Source organism: Hirschia baltica ATCC 49814 (genome assembly GCF_000023785.1).
In the GTDB taxonomy this organism is placed as follows: domain Bacteria; phylum Pseudomonadota; class Alphaproteobacteria; order Caulobacterales; family Hyphomonadaceae; genus Hirschia; species Hirschia baltica.
In genome coordinates this window covers 2,239,317-2,260,574 of sequence record NC_012982.1, presented here as the reverse complement: position 1 = coordinate 2,260,574, position 21,258 = coordinate 2,239,317, and the positions used below count along the sequence as shown (strand labels likewise).

18 protein-coding genes and 4 tRNA genes are annotated in these 21,258 nt (G+C 43.7%); 9 read left to right on the top strand and 13 right to left on the bottom strand.

Annotated features, from left to right (window positions below; all coding sequences use genetic code 11):
- Positions 1–30 precede the first annotated feature (30 nt).
- The 3 genes from HBAL_RS10625 (at position 31) to HBAL_RS10615 (ending at position 5,074) form a co-directional block, all read left to right on the top strand.
- Positions 31–990 (top strand): glycosyltransferase family 2 protein, encoded by a 960-nt coding sequence (locus HBAL_RS10625; protein ID WP_015827946.1) that lies wholly within the window; start codon positions 31–33, stop codon positions 988–990.
- 415 nt (positions 991–1,405) lie between these two features.
- A complete protein-coding gene (locus HBAL_RS10620) occupies positions 1,406–2,743 on the top strand; it encodes an outer membrane beta-barrel protein (RefSeq protein ID WP_015827945.1) in 1,338 nt (445 codons plus the stop codon).
- A gap of 105 nt (positions 2,744–2,848) precedes the next feature.
- Positions 2,849–5,074, top strand: coding sequence for a GumC family protein (locus tag HBAL_RS10615; protein WP_199285688.1), 2,226 nt, complete (start codon positions 2,849–2,851; stop codon positions 5,072–5,074).
- Between the two features lie 247 nt (positions 5,075–5,321).
- Here the strand turns inward: HBAL_RS10615 and HBAL_RS10610 are convergent.
- Together HBAL_RS10610 and HBAL_RS10605 are read right to left on the bottom strand one after the other, a co-directional pair.
- Positions 5,322–5,397, bottom strand: a tRNA-Thr gene (locus tag HBAL_RS10610).
- A gap of 106 nt (positions 5,398–5,503) precedes the next feature.
- The gene (locus tag HBAL_RS10605; protein WP_015827943.1) at positions 5,504–5,983 is read right to left on the bottom strand and encodes a DUF1761 domain-containing protein; all 480 of its coding nucleotides are present in this window, start codon (positions 5,981–5,983) and stop codon (positions 5,504–5,506) included.
- A 144-nt stretch (positions 5,984–6,127) separates the two neighbouring features.
- On the opposite strand from HBAL_RS10605, the gene metG reads away from it, so the two are divergent.
- Positions 6,128–7,840 (top strand): methionine--tRNA ligase, encoded by a 1,713-nt coding sequence (metG, locus tag HBAL_RS10600; protein ID WP_015827942.1) that lies wholly within the window; start codon positions 6,128–6,130, stop codon positions 7,838–7,840.
- 22 nt (positions 7,841–7,862) lie between these two features.
- Here metG and HBAL_RS10595 read toward each other — a convergent pair whose 3' ends face one another.
- Positions 7,863–8,837, bottom strand: a complete 975-nt coding sequence (locus HBAL_RS10595; RefSeq protein WP_015827941.1) for a glycosyltransferase — start codon at positions 8,835–8,837, stop codon at positions 7,863–7,865.
- A 126-nt stretch (positions 8,838–8,963) separates the two neighbouring features.
- On the bottom strand, positions 8,964–9,782 hold the full coding sequence (locus HBAL_RS10590; RefSeq protein ID WP_015827940.1) for a TrmH family RNA methyltransferase: 819 nt from the start codon (positions 9,780–9,782) through the stop codon (positions 8,964–8,966).
- Positions 9,783–9,887: 105 nt separating this feature from the next.
- Between HBAL_RS10590 and HBAL_RS10585 the strand changes: the two genes are divergently transcribed.
- The 3 genes from HBAL_RS10585 to HBAL_RS10575 all read left to right on the top strand — a co-directional run bounded on the left by HBAL_RS10585 (position 9,888) and on the right by HBAL_RS10575 (position 12,128).
- Positions 9,888–9,972, top strand: a tRNA-Tyr gene (locus HBAL_RS10585).
- Between the two features lie 206 nt (positions 9,973–10,178).
- The gene (locus HBAL_RS10580) at positions 10,179–10,970 is read left to right on the top strand and encodes an SDR family NAD(P)-dependent oxidoreductase (RefSeq protein WP_015827939.1); all 792 of its coding nucleotides are present in this window, start codon (positions 10,179–10,181) and stop codon (positions 10,968–10,970) included.
- Positions 10,971–11,426: 456 nt separating this feature from the next.
- The gene (locus tag HBAL_RS10575) at positions 11,427–12,128 is read left to right on the top strand and encodes a sugar transferase (protein ID WP_083773151.1); all 702 of its coding nucleotides are present in this window, start codon (positions 11,427–11,429) and stop codon (positions 12,126–12,128) included.
- A 130-nt stretch (positions 12,129–12,258) separates the two neighbouring features.
- Here HBAL_RS10575 and HBAL_RS16710 read toward each other — a convergent pair whose 3' ends face one another.
- The 4 genes from HBAL_RS16710 to HBAL_RS10560 form a co-directional block, all read right to left on the bottom strand.
- A complete protein-coding gene (locus tag HBAL_RS16710) occupies positions 12,259–12,465 on the bottom strand; it encodes a hypothetical protein (RefSeq protein WP_015827938.1) in 207 nt (68 codons plus the stop codon).
- Between the two features lie 165 nt (positions 12,466–12,630).
- A complete protein-coding gene (locus HBAL_RS10570) occupies positions 12,631–13,638 on the bottom strand; it encodes a glycosyltransferase family 2 protein (protein WP_015827937.1) in 1,008 nt (335 codons plus the stop codon).
- 313 nt (positions 13,639–13,951) lie between these two features.
- Positions 13,952–14,025: transfer RNA gene (locus tag HBAL_RS10565), tRNA-Gly, on the bottom strand.
- A 175-nt stretch (positions 14,026–14,200) separates the two neighbouring features.
- A complete protein-coding gene (locus HBAL_RS10560) occupies positions 14,201–14,881 on the bottom strand; it encodes a polysaccharide biosynthesis/export family protein (protein ID WP_015827936.1) in 681 nt (226 codons plus the stop codon).
- 327 nt (positions 14,882–15,208) lie between these two features.
- On the opposite strand from HBAL_RS10560, the gene HBAL_RS10555 reads away from it, so the two are divergent.
- Positions 15,209–15,284: transfer RNA gene (locus HBAL_RS10555), tRNA-Trp, on the top strand.
- A 61-nt stretch (positions 15,285–15,345) separates the two neighbouring features.
- Here HBAL_RS10555 and HBAL_RS10550 read toward each other — a convergent pair.
- A complete protein-coding gene (locus tag HBAL_RS10550; protein WP_015827935.1) occupies positions 15,346–16,281 on the bottom strand; it encodes an NAD(P)H-dependent flavin oxidoreductase in 936 nt (311 codons plus the stop codon).
- A 190-nt stretch (positions 16,282–16,471) separates the two neighbouring features.
- On the opposite strand from HBAL_RS10550, the gene HBAL_RS10545 reads away from it, so the two are divergent.
- Positions 16,472–17,077, top strand: coding sequence for a DUF6151 family protein (locus HBAL_RS10545; protein WP_015827934.1), 606 nt, complete (start codon positions 16,472–16,474; stop codon positions 17,075–17,077).
- A gap of 10 nt (positions 17,078–17,087) precedes the next feature.
- Here the strand turns inward: HBAL_RS10545 and HBAL_RS10540 are convergent, their stop codons facing one another.
- The 4 genes from HBAL_RS10540 to HBAL_RS10525 are packed head-to-tail and all read right to left on the bottom strand — an operon-like array spanning position 17,088 to position 21,067.
- Positions 17,088–17,819 carry a proteasome-type protease gene (locus HBAL_RS10540; RefSeq protein WP_015827933.1) on the bottom strand — a complete coding sequence of 244 codons (732 nt, stop codon included), beginning with the start codon at positions 17,817–17,819 and terminating at the stop codon, positions 17,088–17,090.
- Positions 17,820–17,861: 42 nt separating this feature from the next.
- On the bottom strand, positions 17,862–18,659 hold the full coding sequence (locus tag HBAL_RS10535; protein WP_015827932.1) for a transglutaminase family protein: 798 nt from the start codon (positions 18,657–18,659) through the stop codon (positions 17,862–17,864).
- Positions 18,660–18,673: 14 nt separating this feature from the next.
- Positions 18,674–19,627, bottom strand: a complete 954-nt coding sequence (locus HBAL_RS10530; RefSeq protein ID WP_015827931.1) for an alpha-E domain-containing protein — start codon at positions 19,625–19,627, stop codon at positions 18,674–18,676.
- A gap of 3 nt (positions 19,628–19,630) precedes the next feature.
- Positions 19,631–21,067 (bottom strand): circularly permuted type 2 ATP-grasp protein, encoded by a 1,437-nt coding sequence (locus HBAL_RS10525; protein ID WP_015827930.1) that lies wholly within the window; start codon positions 21,065–21,067, stop codon positions 19,631–19,633.
- Positions 21,068–21,258: the final 191 nt, after the last annotated feature.

Here is a 21,258-nt window from a genome sequence, read left to right as displayed (position 1 = left end):
ATTCATTTTTACTCGGTGAGACTTTAAGGCATGACCCATCCAATTGATGTGAGCGTAATAATAGCTGCCTGGAATGCACAAGATTATATTCAGGATGCAATTGAATCAGCGTTGTCTCAACAGAATGTTTCGTTAGAGGTTATTGTTGTAGATGATGCGTCTCCTGATGAAACATATGAGACAGTTCAAAAACTAGCCCTAAAAGATGCGCGCATTCGTGTGTTTAAATTAGATGTGAATGGTGGTCCGTCTAAAGCGCGAAATAAAGCAATTGAAATGGCCAAAGGGCGTTTCATTGCTGTTCTCGATTCTGATGATGCTTTCTTGCCAGATAGATTGGATAAACTTGTACAGGTTGGCGACCAAGAAAATGCAGACATAATTGTTGATAACATGATGCGTGTTAATGCGGCAGGGCAGAAGATCGACACTGGGAATTTTTTGGAGAATGCGGAATATCAAGAACGTCACATCATAGGGCTTGAGCAATATGTTAGTTCGAACATCATGATGTCAGGTGCGGCGGCTCTTGGATATTTGAAACCTTTGTTTCGAGCAACAAGCTTAGAAAAACTAGATGTATCTTATGATGAAACGCTTCGTAATTCTGAAGACTATTACCTCGTTACCGATCTTTTGGTAGGGGGAGCAAAAATGGTTTACGATCCGTTTGTTGGCTATGCCTATCAAGTTGAGGAAGGTTCGATTTCTCATCGCTTAACAAGTGAATTAACAGCGAAGTTAGTGGATGCTGCACAGCGGTTTGATGTCAGGCAGGCTGGAAAACTCTCCAAAGCAGAAGAAAAAGCAGTAAAACGCTATCGTTTGAGGTTGGAGCACACCCACGTTTTTCAACAGATAGTTGAATGTTTGAAAATGAAACACTTTATTGGGGTGCTGCGGGTTCTTCTTCCCAATATGGATGCTTTTCCATTTGTTTTGGGACAGTTTTGGGGAATCTTAAAAGAAAAAATTTCAATCGCGAAATAATTTTATTTATGCAAATGTAGAATGGTTAATAAATATCATTCAATTTGGATCCTGAGGAAGCCTGTCTAGCATAGACTGAATTCAAACTTAAAAATGCATTAGGAAAGTTTCATCTTTGCTTGAATTTACCAAATACGTTAAAGGTTTATTTTGAAACATCAATCGGACCTGAATCCAATTAGAGCAATTGCACATTGCAATTGAACTGAATTTAACATGTCTGTGGTGTATCATGGTTTCAGAGGGTGTTTTTGGCGGGTAGGTGACGTCAATCTCATCATTGCGGTAGGGATTTATAGCATAAACTGTCGCTAAATTCGAATAATTGTCACCTGTGGTGAATATTGGCCTCGATATTGCTCAATTTAGGGTGAAATCTAGGTTGTGCGTGTGTTTGCGCGGAAATTTAAAGGGGATGCTCGTGTCCAAGATGATCAAAGTAATTGGCGTTGGTGCGCTAACGACACTAATCGGTACTCAAGTAGCGGTTGCTCAGGACGACATGTTTCGTCGTGACCGGATCCAAGGAGCGGGTGAGCGTTATCTACCTGAATTTGAGCCGCGTGAAGTTCGTTTAGGAAGCTTTAAGCTTACTCCAGAACTTGGGCTTGGGCTTCAGTCTAATTCCAACGTTTATGCTGTTGGAAGCAATGACACTACATTGGTAAATGGAGTAGAAGAGCAAATTTCTGAAACTTCAGATATTATAGTATCTATTACGCCAGCCCTTAATTTAACTTCAGACTGGGGACGTCACGAAATTGGTTTAACAACCAGCGCTGCGCACAAAGAATATACGGACAATGGTGATGAAAGCCACACTAACCTAAACGGTTTTTTGCGTGGTCGAATTGACGTTTCTAGAGAGTTCAACTTCACTGCAAATGTGGGCGCACAAGAGCTTACAGAGCGACGTGGTATTTTTGCGATAAGCCAAGAGCTTCAGAGTGACCCAGCTGAGTACAGCGTCGTTACTGGTGGAATAGCAGGAAACTGGCAACGTGATTCGCTTCGTTTCAGCTTAGGTGCTAATGTACGTGATCTCTCATATGATGATATTCGTTTTTCAGACGATGCATTAAATGACGGTATACAGAATGATCGCTCATATCGTGATTATACGCTGACAGCTTACAATGCTCGTGCAGAATATGCACTAAGTCCCGACATTTCGTTCTTTTTAAGCACAGCTGTTTCAGACCGTGAGTATGATACAGTTCCAACTGTCGGTGTTAAGCGTGATGCATCAGGCTTTAATGCTCAAATTGGTACAAGCTTCCAATCTAGTTTGTTGCGTGGTGAAGTTGCGGTTGGGTTCCTTCGTGAAGAGCGAGATGCTGCAGAATTTAATGATATTGAAGGATTGGCGATCGACACAGATGTTCAATGGCTTCCAACACCTTTAACAACAGTTTCTTTGGGCGTGAACAGATATACAGCTGACACGGGTCAGATTGATCTTCCGTCCGCCTTGGTTTCTCAGGGTGAACTGGGTGTTGTTCACGAGTTGAAAAGAAATCTTTTGCTGAATGCAAACGCTCGTTATGGTGTAGAAGAGCTAGATGGTTCAGCCACCACGCTTGGATATGATCAAGATTTCTACAATATTGGTGCTGGTGCGGTTTATAAAATGAACCCGAACGTACACCTAGATTTCAACCTTCAATTTGATAGCCGTGAATCAAGTGTAGAGAATCGTGGACGTACATACGACCAAACAATAGTGGGCGTTGGTTTGAAGCTCTTCCCATAAGGGAAGGGCTCCGGCCGACACTTTTTAGTATATTATAAGCTTATATAGCGCTGAAGGACCGTAGTTTTGACCAAGGCATATCCTTATCCAATTGAATCGAATGTAATGAGTTCGTTTCCGGGCAACCAGAATGGCCCTAGTCAGGTGATTAGTCTTTCCCAAATCGTTCGCACGATAAGACGTAATTTTACACTTCTGATGTTTGTGGTTGTTACGATCTTTAGCATTGTTGCTTTGCTAACGCTCCAGATGACGCCCATTTATCAATCTTCTGCAAAGGTGATTGTAGATCAGCGGGAAAACGCTGTTCTTGATGTGGGTGTCTTATCTGGCTTGCCGGCAGACCCAGGCGTATTTGAAACAGAACTAGAAATTATAACCAGTCCAGTTTTGCTACAACGTGTTGTTCGTAAACTAGAGCTTCAGAAATTCGCTGAATTTAATCCAAGCCTATATGTGCCGACACAGATGGAAGTCTTTCAAGCTCAGGTGAAGAATGTCATTTCTTCATTGATCCCAAGTGGAGAAGAAGAAACGCCTGTGGAAGAGCGCATTCTGACAGAAGAAGAAAAAGCTGAACGCGTTATTGTTACGGCTGCTAAAATTCTTGCAGGAAAAGTTAAGGCAGAGCGGGATGGCCGTAAGTTCGTATTCTACGTCACTGCCAGTAGTATTGATGCGGGTCGTTCGGCTGCAATTGCGAATGCGGTAGCTGATCAATACTTGGTTGACCAACTTGATACTCGCTTTGAAGAGACGCGTCGTACCAATGATTGGTTGGATCAACAATTGACTGACCTTAGAGCGGAATTGAGCTCAGCCGAAAGCGCTGTGGAAGCCTATCGGTCTCAAATGGGATTGTTGAGTGCGAGTGGTAAAACACTAACAGAGCAGCAAATTTCAGATATTCAGGCTCAAATGATCGCTCAGGAAGCGGAATATTCAGAGCGTCGTGCGCGTTTGGCTGCTGTTCGTAATTCATTAAACACTGGTGCGGGTGCTGAAGCTATGGCGGAAGCATTGCAATCTGATGTGATCCGTAATTTGCGGACGCAGCAGGCTCAGATCACACGGGAACGTGCTGATTTGGAAACAAAATATGGACCACGTCACCCTGATGTTATTTCGATTGTGGGAGAAGAACGCGATTTAAGAGCGCAAATCGATGCAGAGGTGCGCCGTATTGTGTCAAGTCTTGAGAGTGAAGTTTCAATTTCAAGGCGCCGCCTCGATAGTCTCCGTGACAGTTTGGGAAACCTTCGCGGTGAATTGTCTCAGAACAACCGTGCAACGATTAAACTTCGAGAGCTAGAACGTAATGCTGAAGCGTCTCGTACATTGTATGAAGAAATTCTGACTCAGTTCAAAACAACAAATCAACAAGAATCTATTCAAGATGTTGATGCGCGTGTGCTTGCATATGCCGATGTACCTCAAGCTGCGGCTTTGCCACGTAAGTCAGTGAATTTTGCTTTGGGTCTATTCCTTGGGCTAGCTGCTGCTGGTGGTATCGTCCTTGTGATGGAGTTATTGGACAATCGCGTGTCTTCAGGTGAAGAAATTGAAGAACGCAATGGTGTCCCATTCCTTGGGAATGTTCCATTGCTTCCGTCTGGTATTGGTTCAAAGGTTCAACCTGCAAAGTATCTGATTGAGCATCCAATGTCCGCTTTTGCGGAATCTATGCGAAACCTCAGGGCTTCCGTTAAATTTGCAAACATTGATAACCCAGCCAAGCTTGTGACTGTTACATCGTCATTCCCAGCTGAAGGTAAAACAAGTTTGACGCTATCTCTATCGCGTATGTCAGCGATGACTGGGTCTCGTACGCTTGTGATTGATGGAGACTTTAGACGTCACCAATTGACTGAAACATCAGGTTTGAAACCGAAATTTGGGTTAGTTGAATATCTTCTGGGTGAAGTTGAATTAAAAGATGTTATTCAGAAAGACACTGAAACAGATCTAGATATTCTACCATTGACTTCGACCCGTAAGACATCTCGTGATGTGTTTGGATCTAAGACATTTGATACAATGATTGAGCGTTTGAAAGTGGATTACGATTTGATCATCGTTGATACTGCGCCGATCTTGTTGATGGCTGAAACACGTGTGATTGCAGCTAAATCCGACCAAGTGTTGGTGGCCGCTAGGTGGCGTCGTACAAGTCGTGCGGCTCTTGCCCAGACATTGGGTGTACTTCGTGAGTTTAAAGCGAATGTGGCCGGTGTTGCACTTACATTTGTGGACTTGAAACGTCTATCAAAACACTCAGGTGCTGCATTGAGCAATTATAAAGCTTACTCTAAGTACTACATTAACAACTAGAATTGTTATTTAGATAGAAACGCCCCTCTATGTGATAAGCATGGAGGGGCGTTTTTTTGTATTATCAGTGCGCGCAGGATTTTGTCGAATTGAGCGCTCGTCTAGTCATTTTCGATTTAGTTTTAAAATGAGCGCGCGCGAAGTCATGCTTCGAAAGAGCTGATATTCTTTATAAAAACTATTGTGGAAACAATGGTGGCGAACAAGTTCGCTGCTTTGTGTACCATTGTGGTTTCAATCTTCAGAATGGTGCCGGCTGCAAGAGTCGAACTCGCGACCTGATGATTACAAATCAACTGCTCTACCAACTGAGCTAAGCCGGCACACCCTGAAGAGGTGATGTAACTAATCTTTTGCGAAGCAGTATGCAAGCCTTTTTTTGAAGTTTTTTCAAAAAAAATCACCGCGCAAAAACTCTAAGTATTTCAGCTATTCAAACAAGGACAGAATGACAGCGCTTACAATGAAACCAATGCATATATGTGCTGTGTCAATCCAGAACAGTATGAGAGATTTTCCAGCATATATATGATCATAGGAAATGGATGTGATAGAGAACCCGATAGCGAGCAGTAACGCAAAGCCCGCATAAGAGGCGATGGTCGCAGCACCAGCTGTAAGAAACCTCAACACGACTGCTAGAACGATAGTGGTGATGAGAGTATTTAGAAAACCTAGACCCATTAATAAAGTTGGGTTGGCATCAGGAAAAGCTTTATACCATGCGGCTTCAAGACGTTCGGGTGTCATTTGACGAATCGAATCGAGTTCTGCGACGCCAGTTGAAGCAAGTGTGTGTGCTGTCCAAACATCTTTAAAGAAAAGTCCGTAAAACAAAAATCCAATCATATAGAAAGCTATGGTCGCCAATACGACACCAATTACGTTTATTCCACCAATTCTCAGCATCTTTTGCCCCTCCTTTGAAACCTGCTCTTTTCATTTGCCTAAAGAGCGCGTTAAACATCCCTCCAACGTCGCTCAAATCGGTTTGCTTTTCCGTATAAAAGCATATCGATTTGTTACTCTACTCTATTATGACAGAAAAGTAATATGTCACGTATCCTGATCACATCCGCGCTTCCGTACATTAATGGTGTTAAACATCTGGGAAATCTCGCTGGCTCCATGTTGCCTGCGGATGTCTATGCGCGTTTCAAGAGATTGAAGGGCGATGATGTTTTGTATGTATGTGCGACGGATGAGCATGGAACGCCCGCTGAATTAGCAGCATCGGCGGCTGGCATCAGTGTTCAAGAATATTGTGATGAACAGCATGAGATACAGCGTGCAGCAGGCGAGGGGTTTGGGCTTTCCTTTGATTGGTTTGGTCGGTCATCTCGTGAGCAGAACGCAAAGCTCACTCAACACTTCGCTGAGAAACTCGAAGCGAATGGACTTATTGAGGAACGCACTTCTAAACAGGTTTATTCAGTTGATGATGGTCGTTTTCTACCGGACCGCTATGTTGAAGGGACATGTCCTCATTGTGAGTTTGAAAAAGCACGAGGCGATCAATGTGACAATTGTGGGCGCCTATTAGATCCTGTGGACCTTATTGAGCCATATTCTGCTGTGTCTGGTTCTAAGAACATTGAGATCCGCGACACCGTCCATTTGTTTTTGTTGCAGGAAAAAATGCAGGACACGATCCGGGCATGGGTTGATGAAGCTGAAACTTGGCCTCAGCTTGCGCGGTCCATCGCTTATAAATGGCTAGATGAAGGCTTGCAGGATCGTGCGATCACGCGTGACCTAAAGTGGGGGGTGCCTGTATTGAAAGATGGCAAGCCACGTCCTGGGTTTGAAGATAAAGTCTTTTATGTTTGGTTTGATGCGCCTGTTGAATACATAGCAGCAACGCAAGAATGGGCGGAAGCTGGAGACAATCGCGATTGGGAAAGTTGGTGGCGTACAGATAAAGGCGCAGACGATGTCTCCTATGTGCAATTTATGGGAAAAGATAATGTGGCATTTCACACTGTCTCGTTTCCAGTCACTATCTTTGGGTCTCAAGAGCCTTGGAAAACCGTTGATAAATTGAAAGCATTCAATTGGGTGACTTGGTATGGTGGTAAATTCTCTACCAGTCAGAAACGCGGTGTTTTCATGGATCAAGCATTGGGAATTCTACCGTCTGATTATTGGAGATGGTATTTGATCGCGAATGCGCCAGAAGGGTCTGATGCACCATTCACATGGGAAGGGTTTCAATCAGCGATCAACTCTGACCTTGCTAATGTTCTAGGAAATTTTGTTAATCGGATTACAAAATATACCGTGTCTAAATTTGACGGTGTTTTACCAGATGGCGGCGTAGCTGGCGAAGATGAAGCGTGGCTTGAAGGCGAGCTCAAAACACGTTTGCCAATATTGATGTCTCATTATGAGAATATGGAGTTTAGAAAAGCTGCTGCAGAAACCCGCGCTATTTGGGCGGTGGGGAATGAATATCTGACGAAGGCTGAGCCTTGGGTGAAGTTTAAAACCGATAAAGATGCTGCTGCTGTTGGTGTTCGCTATGGTCTTAATTTGGTTGCTCTTTTTGGGATTTTGGCACTTCCAATTATTCCCGAAACGGGAAAGAAAATTCTTGATGCTATTGGGATCCCTGAAGAACATCGCAGTTTTAAATTTGACGATGTCGCCGCAGTCTTAACAGCATTGCCAATTGGAATGCCAGTGAAAGCGCCTGAAGTGTTGTTCTCAAAAATTGAGGATGTGCATGTCGAGGAGTGGACAGAGAAGTTTGGCGGCGGAAAGTAATTCAGCTACTAAGTTATTAAAATTAATCGGATTTTTTTGAGCCGTATTCTTCGTAGGTGCGGCCAAAAGCAAAAGACAACATGCCTGCACCGCGATATGCGGTGTAGAGTTTTTCCATTGTTTTTTTGTTCAGTTTGCCGAAGTTTGCGATCCAAAAAAGTAGCGCTGCTGTGCTGCCAATGGTCAGTCTAACAAGGCCGCCTAATACAGCTTTTAGCTTCACTACGGGGCCAATTGAATGGCGGTTTATAATGATTAAATCCGTCATGCCGGTGCGATACCAACGCTTTAATATCCAGTTTGGTTGAGCGCGATTGCTAGGAATGTCTTCGTCCACAATAGCGGCGGCTGCGCTTGCAAATGTGTAGCCTGCATCCTGCATTTCATAGAAAAAAAGCGTGTCTTCTCCACCTGTTAGAGACATTTTAGGATCGAATCTAATATTGCTATTTTGCACGGCTTGAAGGTCAATCAAGACATTGCAAGTACCGCCTGGCTTGTCTGGTATGCCGTCTGTTTCGATGATATGGGCGTGTGGACGCCATGCGGCGATCCAGTCTGGTGCATCTGTATTGTATTGAGAATTTACTTGTCCGAAAACGGCACCGGCTTTTGTTTCGTTCTGCCGAATGAGCAATGCTTCAAGCCAATTGGTATGGGCTGTTTCGTCATCATCAATAAAGGCAAGAAAATCAAATTCATGAGATAAAGCAAACTCGAGCGCCGTGTTTCTGACATGACTAACACCGCGTCTGCTTTCGGTAAGGTAAGTGATAGGATAGTGACTATTTTTCGTAAACATTTCAACAAGTTCGCGTGCACTTTCGTCTGCATCATTGTCGACTATAGCAATCTCAACGCGTGGCATTTCAACCTTGTTCCAGCTTAATTTTTCTAAGCTTTCTAAAAGTTCTTGAAGCTGTTTGGGGCGTTTGAACGTGGCAACTCCGATAAGGGTTGCGTTGTTTTGTGCTTCAACTTGCGAGTTTATCGTCATAGAATCCCATAGTGCTGCTAAGCTAATGTCGAGTTATTGCTGATTTTCTGCTTTTCTGCTGCAAATATTATGCAATTCTATTTAACGAAAAGTTCGGGCTGGTGTGGCTGATGTTTTGTTGACTTTTCAGTTCGAATTATTCTTGTTTTGTCGATTGGCTTCATAAAGGGCAATGGAGGCCGCGCTGGACACATTTAAGCTTTCCATTTGTGGAGAGATCGAAATTTTAGCAAGTTGACTACAACCCTTGGCAATAAGGGGACGAATTCCCGAACCTTCAGCTCCCATTACAATGGCTAGCGGTGCGGGGGTGTCAAAGGCCTGCGCAATATCAATTTCAGTATTGCCATCCATTCCAACAACCCACCATCCAGCATCACTTAGCGCAGTGACGGCACGGGAGATATTTACGACGGCGACTTCTGGAATGATGTCAATTGCGCCAACGGCCGCTTTGGCAAGTGCGCCGCCTAGATTTGGAGAGTTTCGCGTCTGCATAATCACGGCTTTTGCGCCAAAAGCAGCGCAGGATCTAAATACGGCACCGACATTCTGAGGATCGGTGACCTGATCTAGAATGACAATTGGGCCTTCGCCATTTGCAAGCACATCTTCAAAGTCCACACCGTCCAATTCACGCGCATGAAGAACGACGCCTTGGTGAACCGAATCAGGTGGAACTAATTTATCTATGTCTTTTGGGTCCGCTAGTTGAGCGTAGTGGGGAAGGTGCTCCGCATCGAGTCCTAGTTTCTGTGCGCCATTGCGGGTAAAAAACGCCCGAATTTTCTTTCTGGAGTTGTTTTTAAGAGCTGAAGCGACCGCGTGAACGCCCCAAATCCACACTTCACCCTCTGGAAGTTGTTGATAAGTTGGTTTTTTTTGATTTTTGTAATTTTTTTTGGTGTTGTCCGCAAACGACTGCTTGCGCGGTTTGTTCTTCATGTCTATAAAGCGCCCTTCGTGAGGTTATTGATTGCAGGCTTAGAAGTGTTTTTGAGCTGTCGTCAAGCATAGATCTTACTAACACTTATAGAGTGTTACACCCTTGGAGGGGTGGGAGAGTGGTTAAATCCAGCGGATTGTAAATCCGCCCGCATAGCGTACACTGGTTCGAATCCAGTCCCCTCCACCATTTACTGCTTTTAACCAAAGCAATTTTTTAGGATCGTGTTTGATGATTTAGGTTTTTGTTGAGTGCTCCTTATTTGCACATAATTATTAAGCCTATTTCTAATGTATCCATACGATCTGATTCAATACTGTCATTACTGTGTGTTAAATTGAGTCGTATGCGTTCAAGTGCTCTTGGCTTGGCCAAGAGGTTGTTTGAGATGATCTATGACAAAATTAAGCGGAAAAAAATGTTTGGTAACTGGGGCAGCAATGGGAATTGGCGAAGGAATTTGCCGTTTATTCTCGGAGCAGGGCGCACATGTTATTGTGACCGACATCAATGAAGATAAAGGCAAGCAGCTCGCGAATGAAATTGGCGGCGAGTTCTTTTATCTGGATGTTTCATCAGAAAAAGCTTGGGATGCTGTCGAGGAAAAGTTTCCTCAGATAGATGTGGTGGTTAATAATGCTGGAATTACCGGTTTTGAGGAGCGAGTCTCGCCTCATGATCCGGAAAATGTTTCATTTGAAGAATGGCGTTGGGTCCATCAGGTAAATCTTGATGGCACATTCTTGGGATGTCGTTACGCAATACGCGCGATGAAAGAGCGTGGCGAAGGCTCTATCATCAATATGTCTTCCCGATCTGGGATTGTGGGCATCCCCGGAGCCGCAGCTTATGCTTCATCTAAGGCAGCGATTCGCAACCATACTAAGAGTGTTGCGCTATATTGCGCCCAAAAAGGCTGGAACATTCGGTGTAATTCAGTGCACCCCGCAGCGATAATGACACCAATATGGGACGCTATGCTGGGCGATGGTGCAGATAGAGATGCAAATGAAGCCGCTATGGTGGCGTCAACACCTTTAAAAAGGTTTGGAACTGTTGAAGAAGTTGCAGCGTTAACACTTTTACTTGCAAGTGATGATGTTAAGTATATGACAGGCTCAGAACTTAACGTTGATGGTGGATTGTTAGCGGGATCTGCAGCGGCACCTGGTAGTGAGAATGAATAGTATTCGCTGTTCGTGCTCATGTATTCATCACGTATGTGTGTTTCTATTATTTGGTTGATGAAAATATTTATTAGAGCGGGTGCTTGAGAGTATTGTATCTGTATTTAATAAGCAGTATTTAAATGGTTGCTTTATCACGCAACACATGTCCAAATTAAGTCAATAATGCCTAATAAGAATGCACTGCTAAATAAATTCTCTTCTTTGGAGAAAAACTACATTAACGCATTGCAATTCTTTTCTGTTGCTCTATTTGTAAAAATAAGTCTGACAAATGGGATGGGAGACTTAAAAGAGTTAAATTTTCCTCCCAAATTTAGACGATTGAATTAACTTTTAGAGTAGAGTCGGTGGGTGTTTTTTCAGTTTTTGACAATTCAAATTTGAGTCTGTTGTGGAACTGGCGCGGTTCTTGCGAGGACCCCTGTGTAGAGCACGCGAATGGGATGAATGGCTGTGAAACACAATACAATTATTGAAGGTGGCTTCGTTAGTGGATTAAGCGGAGTTGATCAAAATCAAAGTAACTGGTCGAAGGCGCGCCTTAGTGGCGCAAAGCGCTTCTTAGATGTTGCACTCGCATTGGGAGTAGTTGTTTTTCTATTCCCACTTTATGTACTGATTGCAGTGCTAATAAAGATGAATGATGGCGGTCCTGCACTGTTTAAACAGCGCCGTATTGGTGTCGATGGCAAAGAATTCTACTGTTATAAATTTAGAACAATGGTTTTAAATGCAGAAGAACAATTGAAATCAGTCTTGGAAAACGACCCTAAAGCAGCTGCTGAATGGCGTCAGTTTAAGAAGCTGAAAAAAGACCCACGTATTACCAATATTGGACACTTCTTGCGTAAATCCAGCTTGGATGAATTGCCGCAACTTCTGAACATCATCAAAGGTGAGATGTCGGTTATTGGGCCTCGTACGATTACACGTGCAGAAACGCCTGATTATGGTGGCATGTCAGACTTTGCTGTCTATTGTAGTGTGCGTCCAGGTGTTCTTGGCTTGTGGCAGTTGAGTGGACGTAGCGATACTGGTTTTGAAAAACGCGTCGAGCTTGATGTTAAATATGTCCGTGAATGGTCGCTTTGGAACGATATCAAAATTCTCTTTATATCAATCCCAGCAGTATTGTTAGGTAAGGGTGCTTACTAGAAAGCATCTTCATATATCTTCATCCGATATATCCCGATAAATAAAAAAGCCTCCTGAATTAAGTTTCAGGAGGCTTTTTTGATTTTGGATTATTGGGTAAATATTTGAGCTGTAAAATTTGAATTTCTACTTATCCAAATATTGCTTTTAGAGACCATCCAACGGAAAGCCAAAAGCTTCCACATGTGACCAAGATAAATAATAGAGTCTGCCAAGCAGCCCATTTTGTTTCGTTGGGTTCTGCGTCAGAGTAAGACGAAAAGTTTGAGCCGTGTCTATATGCATCTAGCTCTATGACACGTGCGTCCTGACTTGTCGCTGAAATGTAGCTATCCATAAGAGATCACCTGACAAAAATACTTTGTTGATGAAACTCTAATTCCATCATCGACAAGATAATCTTAATAGCTAGCCAGAAAATTTATGTATTATGGGTGGTTTGGTCGGTTTTTTTCAAGAAAAACGCGTATTTTGCTAATCTGCCTTTGATGAGGGCGTCGTTTTACTTTGCGACTTTGTTCGTTTGGGCAGTATAGACCGTTGGTGATTTAGAGCTATCAGGTTTCATGGTTCTATCTAGAATTGACGTTACTAGATTGGACAGCAAGAGCGCGATGTTTTTAGGAGACGTCAAGAAACAAGATAAGAAACCTAGAAGGTTTTTTGCTTTTTTGTCATGTATCATTTTGGCCCAGCGATATCTTAGTGAGACGCTTGAGCGGGCTTGGCGCATGAGGTGTTTTGCTTCTGAAGATAGATTGGGCAGTTTCTGATGTGCGCGTGTACTTTCATAGAGAAATTGTAAATCAGTGTGCCCATGTTTTCCGCTCAATGAATCCGTGCGACGTATGGCAACATATCCCAAAGCTGGTGTGAGGCCAGCTTTGGCACCGTTTGCGAGTAGGCGTACATATAGATCATAGTCCTCGCCCAAACGCATTCTCTCATCATAGTATGTTTTGATATCTCTGAGGGCTTGCATTCGAATGATAGGCTTTAAGAAGCCAAGTTCGCGTCTGGTTTTGTCCTTTTGGGGAATGTTGCCAGAGATGAAACTTTCAAGTGTAAGCGGAGAGATGCCGCTTTGCGCATCAATACCCAACATGGACGTCTTGGTATCAATGGATTCACCCTCTCGCACGAGCCATAAGTCGTCTGCGAGAATATCATATTCGTTATTGTTCAGTGTAAGCAGTTTTTCGAGGCGTGCCTCCAGCATATAATCGTCTGCGTCAAGAACGGTAAACCAATTTGCAGTGACGCGTTCTAAAGCGACATTACGTGCAGCAGCGGGGCCTTGATTGATAGCTTGCGTTACAACGATTAAGCGATCTGTTCCGTCATCAGCTAGCTGCGCATTGGAAGATGTTGCGTCATTGGAGGCATCGTCGACGACAATGACTTGAGAAACAATTGTTTGCTTTAAGGCAGAGGAAACAGCTTGAGCAATTGTATTTTCAGCGTTGTATGCCGCGATGATAACAGCAATTGTATCTTGGTGAAGCGACATGAATTACACCTGCGCAACAGGGAATTTAAGAATTGTTTTTGCATCGTCTAAAGTATGAAAAACAGTATCATTCATTCCCCGAACCCTTTTTTACTGTTGTCGTTTCAATTGTTTGCTCAAATAACTTTATACTATAGCTAGTTGACGTTAGGCAATGCGAGACTATTTCAGTTAGAAAATGACATTTCCCAATAAAGAACTCTCGCCTTTATCTAATGTACATATAAGCAAAAATTGCACCAATTGCGCAAACTAGAAGTCGTTTTATGCACTTGATTGCGGTGTTGTATTTGGGGAGGGTATTGAAAGAGAATGGAGCGGGTACACGGAATCGAACCGAGGTACATAGCTTGGAAGGCTAGTGCATTACCATTATGCTATACCCGCTCATCAGAGAAACGAACTGTTAGCGCATTTAACTAGCGTTCGTCTAGTCGTTTTTTTATAAAATTTGGAAGTTTATGCATTAGAATATCTAGGCAGCGAGTGAAACATAAAAAACGGCACATGATCAATGATACATGTGCCGTTGATTTGGTTTTAACTTTACCAAATGGGATAGTTAGAACAGACGCTCACCAATGCGGAGTGTGTCACCTGGGTGCACAGGCGTTGTGGATGTCAGTTTGACTTCACGTTCTTCTTTTTCACCTGCACCGCGTACAAATATGACTTTTTTGTTGGCTCGGTATGTATATCCCTCGGCAGTTGCAATTGCGTTTAGGATGGTTAGGCCGTCAGAGTAGGGGTATTCGCCAGGGCGGCTAACTTCACCAAGGATATAGTATGGGCGGAAATTGATGACCTCAGCAGAGATGCGTGGATTGTTTAGGTATCCATTGCGAAATTGCTCTTCAAGTGAACGTTGTACCTGACGCACAGATTGGCCAGTGGCTTCTATTTCACCAATCAATGGCATTGAAATCATGCCAGTTCCGTCAACTTGGAATTCACCAGAAAGGTCTGGTTCACCAAAGACAGTGATGCGGACTGTATCACCATTGCCAAGTTTGTATCCCAACGAATCTGTTGGTTTCGCTCTGCTAAATGAAGGCATTTGTGATTCGTTGACGGGAGTGGCTGTCGGTGTCTGCACTGGTGTCGGAGTTGACATAGTAACAGGTGGCTGGATGCTAGCGCTGCCTGCATCTGCATCCCTTGTTGCTGCTGCTGTCGAGCATGCAGTGACAGCCAATAGGGCTCCTGCTGCAAGCGCGAGTTTAAGGCTAGTTATAACATTCATTTTTTTGCTTCCCGACTTTTAAAACTTTTAAAGTTCCCAATCTATTCGCCATATAAGCGAATAATCTTTAAAAAACACTCTTAAAAATACCATCAACCGTCACCAAACGGTACAAGCTAAGCAGTATGAAGGCCTTTTAAAGCGTGTTTTAGCGTTTCTGAATAACAATGTATCAAGAAACGGGCCATTCTGTGCCTTTGAGTGCTTTTTATTCGACATGATGAAAAGATAGAAGCAATCGCAGAAAAAAATGAAAAATCACATTGAGGCACTCTAGCTTTTGCTTGTGTTTTTATTTCTGATAGCGTATCAGCACCTTTCCAATATAGGGGTATAGCTCAGTTGGTAGAGCATCGGTCTCCAAAACCGAGGGTCGAGGGTTCGAGTCCTTCTGCCCCTGCCATTGGAAACAAAAAGCCCGCTTCCTTTGTTTAGGGAGCGGGCTTTTGCTTTGGGAGATAACGTTATTGGTTTAATCTAGCCAATGCTGTTTTGTATTCTGATTTAAGTCTCTCAATAAGTTGGGAGGCGGGTTGAACATCTTTAATTGTCCCAATGCCTTGGCCACAGCCCCAGATATCTTTCCATGCTTTTGCATCACTACCCATGGCGGCGAAATCCATTTTTTCAGCTTCTTGCCCAGCCAATTTGTCGGGGTCTAGGCCAGCATTGACGATGGAAGGTTTAAGATAATTGCCATGTACACCGGTAAAAATGTTGGAATAGAGTATATCTTCTGCTGAACAGGTCGCGATCATTTGTTTGTATCCTGCGACTGCATTGGCTTCATCAGTGGCAATGAATATCGATCCCATATAAGCAAAATCTGCTCCCATTGCGATTGCGCCAGCAATGGAGGCTCCGTGACCAATCGAGCCTGACAGAGCGATAGGACCATCAAACCATTCGCGTGTTTCACGCACTAATGCGAATGGAGATTGTGTCCCAGCATGACCACCAGCACCAGCGGCGACAAGGATTAAACCATCTGCGCCTTTTTCGATCGCTTTGTGGGCAAACTTTTGATTGATTACATCGTGAAGAACAATACCCCCATAGCTGTGAATAGCATCATTTACATCTGTTCTGGCACCTAAGGATGTGATGATCATCGGCACTTTATATTTTACGCAGAGTGCAAGATCTTCTTCCAATCTAACATTTGAGCGATGAAGAATGAGATTTACGGCATAGGGCGCATCTTCAGGCCCAATTTCTTCATTTAAACGTTGGAGCCATTCTTCAAATTGTCCCGGCTGGCGCGCATTGAGTGAAGGAAATGAACCTACAATGCCGGCCTTGCACTGTGCGATAACAAGATCAGGGTTTGAGATGATGAACATTGGAGACGCTATAGCAGGAAGCTGCAAGCGATCTTTTAATGAGGAAGTCAGTGACATTAAAGCGTCCTGTTTTGCAAAATTTGAATTTTGAGCAAGCTTACGCTTCAATTTTCAACTGACAACCGTGTCGCCACGTCAGGGGGAGTGCTTATTTTTAGGTAGCTTGTTTCCTGTAGATAATTCTTCAAGCGTTGACGGACATAGATTTGGAAGCGCCAATACCAAATAGAGAAACGGGGAGAATCAAATGAAAATTGGTTGTGAATGTGGAGAAATTGTCGGGCATGTAGCGAACGCATCACCCAAAACAGTAAATCGCGCCAAATGTTATTGCAGGGATTGTCAGGCAGCAGCTTTTCTTGGTGATGCCAATAAAGTTCTTGATGAGCATGGAGGAACACAGGTGTGCCAAACAATACCTGCTTTGGTGAGCTTTGAGCAGGGTGTTGAAAAGCTTCAATGTATACGTTTGTCAAAAAATGGACTTATGCGGTGGCGTTCTAGCTGTTGTAATACGCCAATAGCCAACACATTGCGTGATCAAAAATTCGCATTTGTGGGATTGATCCACACTGGAATTACGTACCCAACAATGGGAGAGGAGCGAGATAAGCTGCTTGGGCCATGTGTCTTTAATGTAAATACTCAAACAGCTATAAACGGCCCTATTAAGCAAGTGGGCGTAAAAAGAACTATTTTTAAAGTCCTGTCCGGTGTGGTGAAAGCAAAGCTGACTGGATCTTACAAGCAAAATCCGTTTTTTGATTCTTCCACTGGCGATCCAATTGTAGAGCCGCGCATTCTATCAAAAGAAGAAAGGGCGGCTCTTTATGAGCAATTGGATTCGATCTAAGTTGTTGGTGCTAAAATTTGAAATCTTCTAATTCTTCAAATGCCGCTTTTAAAGCGTCGCCCCAGCCTGATGATATGCTGAGATAATAGTCATCATCTTTATAGATTCTCTTTTCGTGTGTGACGTTGAAGCTGTTAGCTTCATAACATTGTAGATCGATAGGGAGGTCTACAGAGAGATTGGCTTTGATCGTTGAATCAAATGAAACCATGAGCAATTTGGTCGCCTGCTCGAAAGACATATCAGGATCATAAGCACGCAAAATAATGGGCTTGCCGTATTTTGTTTCTCCGATCGGGAAAAACGGTGTTTCTTTGCTGGCTTCGATGAAATTACCTTCAGGGTAGACCAGAAATAACCTTGGTTCAGAACCTTTTATCTGGCCGCCGATAATAATGGTCGCGTTGAAAGTGGATGACGCTTGTTGGCCTTCATCTTTTTGGTCTCTTATGATTTCCCGGAGGGTGTCACCGATAATATTGGCGACTTGAAACATAGAAGGCGCTTGAAGTATCGAAGGTTTTCTGTCTTTGGGGGCTTTGGTGCGCTCATCCAAAACGGAAACAAGTGCTTGAGTCGTTGCAAGGTTTCCTGCAGTCATTATCGTGATGACTCGTTCACCAGGATTTGACCATGTGAACATTTTTTTGAAAGTCGAGATGTTGTCGACACCCGCATTTGTGCGTGTGTCTGACATGAAAATAAGCCCTTTGTTTAAGAGCATTCCAACACAATAAGTCATAACTCCCGCTCCTTATAAATGCGCAGAATCAGTTCAGCGTCCTTATTGTTGCACTTGGAGGCTTACGACAAGCTTTTCTTCTACATCGCCCTGCACAAGACCGGAAATTGGTGAAGCTTCACGCGAATCTCGGCCTGTTGCAACTCTGACATATCTTTCGTCGGGGCATTGTTCGTTTGGGGGATCAAATCCAATCCATCCGATATTGTCGACATAGGCTTCAGCCCATGCGTGTCCAGCATTTTGAAGTTTGATATCATCCGTCATAAGGAAGCCGGAAACATATCGGGCTGGATAGCCTGCTTCACGAGCCGCCGATATAAAAATATGAGCGTGATCTTGGCACACACCTTTGCCTTTAGTGAGGGCCTCTTCTGCTGTTGTTGCAGAGTTTGTCTCGTCTTTAGTGTAGTTTACTGCCGCTAGAATAGCATCATTGAGTGTGTGCAATTGTGCAATTGAGTTTTCAGAAGCATCTAGCAATTTCGCTAGCTTTTTTATTTCAGGGCCTGGTTTTGTCAGACGGGTATGACGTCTAAACAACCAAAGCGGTGCATATCCACCATGAGGACCTATCACGCCTGCGCGATCTGCTGTTTCTATCTCACCTTTGCATCGCACAATAATTTCCGTCACATCTGGTGCAAAGCGGATGAGATCAACTTTATTATTGTGATGGTCGGTAAATGAGCATTGTAGGTTTCCACCAACAATTTCTATCTTCCAGTCAAGGACGGTTTGTCCCGCGCTTGATTTAGGCGTTAAGCGCAGCTGTTGAAGAGCGTATGATACAGGAGCATCATATTGATAGCGTGTCTCATGAGAAATGCTTAGGCGCATAGAAATATCTTTAGTTAATCATAAAAGCGGAAATCTTTTTCGATTTGGGTGCCCAAGGCTCCGGCTTTTTGGATGAAAGTTTTCAGGAATTCATGCAGTCCAAGGTCGAATATTGACGAGACTGTTTGGTCCTGGGTGAAGGTGTGAAGTGCTTTGGCCAGCTCTAGGCTTTCAGACGTAGTATCATACGCATTTGATAAATAACGTAGATTACGTTTGACCTTTTCGGTGCTGTGATTGAGAGATCTTGGCATACGTCCATCTAGAACTAAGAATTTCACGATGGATGTGGGCATAGAGGTCTCGATCTCTTCATTTTCATGAATCCAACGAAATGCGCGTTCTCCGGAGACTGATCTTAATATCGCTTCCCATTGAACATTGTCCAAAGAAGAGCCGACATAAGAAATAGAGGGGAGGAGGACATAATATTTTACATCCAGAATACGGGCTGTGTTGTCCGCTCTTTCTATAAAAGTGCCTAAACGCGTGAAATTATAAATGTCATTGCGAAGCATGGTGCCGTGCAATGCACCGCGAACATGAGACGTTTGTTGACGAATTAGTGCTAAAACGTCTGATAGGTCAGATTCTTTTACCGGTTTTGAAAGAACAGTTTTGAGCGTGAGCCAAGTTTCATTCACGGCTTCCCAAACTTCTCGGGTGAGGGCTGTTCTAACAAGGCGTGCATTCTGGCGCGCCGCAATGATTGAGCTGATCACACTTGAGCCGTGAGTTTTATCGCAGAGTAAAAAATTGACGACTTTTGAATATTCATACTCGTCATAGCGTTGTAGGTATTCTTCTGAACTCCCCACGGCTGTGATTATGTGAGACCATTCATCCGAACTTGACGCTGAACGGGTCACAGATATGCGATACCCAGTGTCGAATAAGCGGGCTATATTTTCGGCTCTTTCGAGATAGCGGAACATCCAAAATAGGCCGCCAGCTGTTTTCCCTAGCATGCTCTATTCCTTCAATACCCAAGTATCTTTTGTGCCACCGCCCTGACTGGAGTTTACGACAAGTGAACCTGATTTCATTGCAACACGAGTCAATCCACCTGGCGTGATTTTGATATTGTCAGGTGACATTAGCGCAAATGGACGCAAATCAACATGACGCGGGGCTAAGCCTGATTTGGTGAAAATCGGTGTTGTAGAAAGCGACAATGTTGGTTGGGCGATATACACTTCAGGGTTTGCACGCAATTTAGCTTCAAATGCGGCGATTTCTTTTTTCGACGATGTCGGGCCGATAAGCATGCCGTAGCCACCTGATCCGTGAACCTCTTTGACGACCAAGTCTGCAAGATTATCTAATACATAGGCAAGAGAATCCGCGTCTGAACATCTCCATGTCGGGACGTTTTTCAGTATAGCTTCTTCGCCTGTGTAAAATTTAACAATTTCAGGGATGTATGAGTAAATTGCTTTATCATCGGCAATTCCTGTTCCCGGCGCATTTGCGATAGTAATGCCCCCAGAGCGGTAAACATCGAGAATTCCGGGGACGCCCAACAATGAATCGGGATTGAAATTCATTGGGTCAAGGAAATCATCATCTATGCGGCGGTAGATGACATCAATAGGCTTGTAGCCACGGGTTGTGCGCATTGCGACGCGGCCATTCTCAACGCGTAAATCATTGCCTTCGACAAGCTCTGCGCCCATTTGATCTGCAAGAAATGCGTGCTCAAAATAGGCTGAATTGTGAATGCCGGGCGTTAACACGGCGATGACAGGGCGTTGATCACATTTTGTTGGGCGACAGCGTGATAATGAATGACGCAGGTCTCGCGGGTAATCTGAAACGGGTTGAACTTTAATTTTGGAAAACAGCTCAGGAAACATCTGCAACATGGTTTCGCGATTTTCGAGCATGTATGAGACACCAGAAGGTGTGCGTGCATTATCTTCTAGAACGTAGAATTCGTTTTCGCCGGTTCGAACAATGTCAGTTCCAGTAATGTGTGTGTAAACGCCGCCAGGAGGTGTTACACCAATCATTTCAGGAAGAAAGGCAACATTGTTAGAAATCATTTCTTCAGGGATTTTGCCTGCCCGAACAATTTCTTGACGATGATATATATCATGCAGGAAGGCGTTTATCGCACGGACGCGTTGTTCAATGCCTTCTGAGAGCTTTGACCATTCTTGTGCGGAGATGATTCGCGGCACGAGATCAAAGGGGATGAGGCGCTCATCGGCTTCTGCCTGACTATAAACATTGAAAGTAATCCCCGTGCGTCGAAAGAAATTTTCGGCATCACGTGATTTCTTTTTTAACTCAGAGGGGTCTTTGCCTCTCAGCCATTCATAGTATTTTTCATACGGCGCACGGGTTTGGTCGGCATAGCCGAACATCTCGTCGAAATATTTAGAATCGGTGTTTGTAAATTCCATTACTTTATTCAATACGAAAATTGAAGATATGCCAGTCTAACATTTGTATTTTATAGAAAAAAACTGCAAATTTAAGAAAATACGACCAAGATGCAGCATCTGACCTAATTGAGTGGATAATTGTTGAGCAATTTCTGCAGAAGGATATGAATATTGGCGAGGGTAGCTTGTGGAAGTTTCTGACTATTTGG

Coding starts and splice junctions, on each gene's coding strand:
- HBAL_RS10625 (WP_015827946.1), top strand. CDS start 31: ATGACCCATCCAATTGATGTGAGCGTAATAATAGCTGCCTGGAATGCA.
- HBAL_RS10620 (WP_015827945.1), top strand. CDS start 1,406: ATGCTCGTGTCCAAGATGATCAAAGTAATTGGCGTTGGTGCGCTAACG.
- HBAL_RS10615 (WP_199285688.1), top strand. CDS start 2,849: ATGAGTTCGTTTCCGGGCAACCAGAATGGCCCTAGTCAGGTGATTAGT.
- HBAL_RS10605 (WP_015827943.1), bottom strand. CDS start 5,983: ATGCTGAGAATTGGTGGAATAAACGTAATTGGTGTCGTATTGGCGACC.
- metG (WP_015827942.1), top strand. CDS start 6,128: ATGTCACGTATCCTGATCACATCCGCGCTTCCGTACATTAATGGTGTT.
- HBAL_RS10595 (WP_015827941.1), bottom strand. CDS start 8,837: ATGACGATAAACTCGCAAGTTGAAGCACAAAACAACGCAACCCTTATC.
- HBAL_RS10590 (WP_015827940.1), bottom strand. CDS start 9,782: ATGAAGAACAAACCGCGCAAGCAGTCGTTTGCGGACAACACCAAAAAA.
- HBAL_RS10580 (WP_015827939.1), top strand. CDS start 10,179: ATGACAAAATTAAGCGGAAAAAAATGTTTGGTAACTGGGGCAGCAATG.
- HBAL_RS16710 (WP_015827938.1), bottom strand. CDS start 12,465: ATGGATAGCTACATTTCAGCGACAAGTCAGGACGCACGTGTCATAGAG.
- HBAL_RS10570 (WP_015827937.1), bottom strand. CDS start 13,638: ATGTCGCTTCACCAAGATACAATTGCTGTTATCATCGCGGCATACAAC.
- HBAL_RS10560 (WP_015827936.1), bottom strand. CDS start 14,881: ATGAATGTTATAACTAGCCTTAAACTCGCGCTTGCAGCAGGAGCCCTA.
- HBAL_RS10550 (WP_015827935.1), bottom strand. CDS start 16,281: ATGTCACTGACTTCCTCATTAAAAGATCGCTTGCAGCTTCCTGCTATA.
- HBAL_RS10545 (WP_015827934.1), top strand. CDS start 16,472: ATGAAAATTGGTTGTGAATGTGGAGAAATTGTCGGGCATGTAGCGAAC.
- HBAL_RS10540 (WP_015827933.1), bottom strand. CDS start 17,819: ATGACTTATTGTGTTGGAATGCTCTTAAACAAAGGGCTTATTTTCATG.
- HBAL_RS10535 (WP_015827932.1), bottom strand. CDS start 18,659: ATGCGCCTAAGCATTTCTCATGAGACACGCTATCAATATGATGCTCCT.
- HBAL_RS10530 (WP_015827931.1), bottom strand. CDS start 19,627: ATGCTAGGGAAAACAGCTGGCGGCCTATTTTGGATGTTCCGCTATCTC.
- HBAL_RS10525 (WP_015827930.1), bottom strand. CDS start 21,067: ATGGAATTTACAAACACCGATTCTAAATATTTCGACGAGATGTTCGGC.